Origin of the sequence: Corynebacterium sp. c8Ua_99 (assembly GCF_039907185.1) — a bacterium.
In the GTDB taxonomy this organism is placed as follows: Bacteria; Actinomycetota; Actinomycetes; order Mycobacteriales; family Mycobacteriaceae; genus Corynebacterium; species Corynebacterium jeikeium_D.
Genome location: NZ_JASBOG010000036.1, coordinates 1 through 1,044 on the forward strand (window position 1 = coordinate 1; position 1,044 = coordinate 1,044).

General features: G+C 55.6%; 1 protein-coding gene and 2 tRNA genes. 1 reads left to right on the top strand and 2 read right to left on the bottom strand.

The genetic code is table 11. From position 1 onward, the window contains the following. Positions 1 to 71 precede the first annotated feature (71 nt). Together QKE19_RS11145 and QKE19_RS11150 are read right to left on the bottom strand one after the other, a co-directional pair. A tRNA-Asp gene (locus tag QKE19_RS11145) sits at positions 72 to 145 on the bottom strand. A gap of 14 nt (positions 146 to 159) precedes the next feature. Continuing rightward, positions 160 to 235 (bottom strand) — tRNA-Glu (locus QKE19_RS11150). 200 nt (positions 236 to 435) lie between these two features. Between QKE19_RS11150 and QKE19_RS11155 the strand changes: the two genes are divergently transcribed. After that, positions 436 to 966, top strand: a complete 531-nt coding sequence (locus QKE19_RS11155) for an NUDIX domain-containing protein (RefSeq protein WP_070643090.1) — start codon at positions 436 to 438, stop codon at positions 964 to 966. The last annotated feature ends 78 nt before the right edge of the window (positions 967 to 1,044 follow it).

The following is a 1,044-nucleotide window of genomic DNA, read 5'->3' on the forward strand; positions in this document are numbered from 1 at the left end:
CCCGACGCCCAGCGCACCACTAACCAAAAGCAAAAAACGCCAGCTCCAACCGGAACTGGCGTTTAGAATTGCGACCCTGACGGGACTTGAACCCGCGACCTCCGCCGTGACAGGGCGGCGCGCTAACCAACTGCGCCACAGGGCCATCATGATTTTTAGTGGTACTCCCAACGGGATTCGAACCCGTGTTGCCGCCGTGAAAGGGCGGAGTCCTAGGCCTCTAGACGATGGGAGCCCGACTTAACGCTGCAAAGAGTTGCCCACTCAGTGGCACACTCCGCGTACACCTGCAGTGTATGAACATTGCATTTGCGCGCGCTCTTGGCAACGTAAAGAACTATAGAGGATAAGTACCCTTTTCCCAAAATCCACGGTTGAACTGGAGTTTCTTACTATTTCCGCGGACGCTACTAGTACTCAGATAAGCTCGCAACTATGGCAATTCCGGATTTCATTGTTCAGCTCCGTGAAAAAGTGGGCCACGCTCCGCTCTGGCTCCCCGGTGTCACGGCTATCGTCATTCGCGATGTTCCGCCGAATGCACCGATGTACGCCTTGCCCGAGGTCTTGCTGGTTCGTCGCTCCGATAATGGTGAATGGACCCCAGTCACCGGAATTATCGACCCGGACGAGCAGCCTCACGACGCCGCCGTGCGAGAGGTAAAGGAAGAAACGGGACTCGATGTCACAGTTGAGGCCCTGCTTGGAACTGGCGCCGTTGGCCCTATCGAACACCTCAACGGCGATGTTTCCTCATATCTGGATATCTCCATGCGCTGCAGTGTTGTTGGCGACGACGTCCCCTATGTCGCTGATGATGAATCCACTGATGTCGGATGGTTCCAGATCTCACAGATGCCACCGATGAAGCCACGCTTCCGCTTGATAGTCGCCGATGCAGTGGCGCAGCTTAAGCACCCGGCGGGCTTCAAGCCACGGATGGGCTACCACAAGCGGGAGAAGTAGGTGCCACAGAGGGCAAATACAGGCAAGATACGGGTTAAGTAGCAAAAAGTGTGTCTGACTTTCAGCATTACTGCTGAT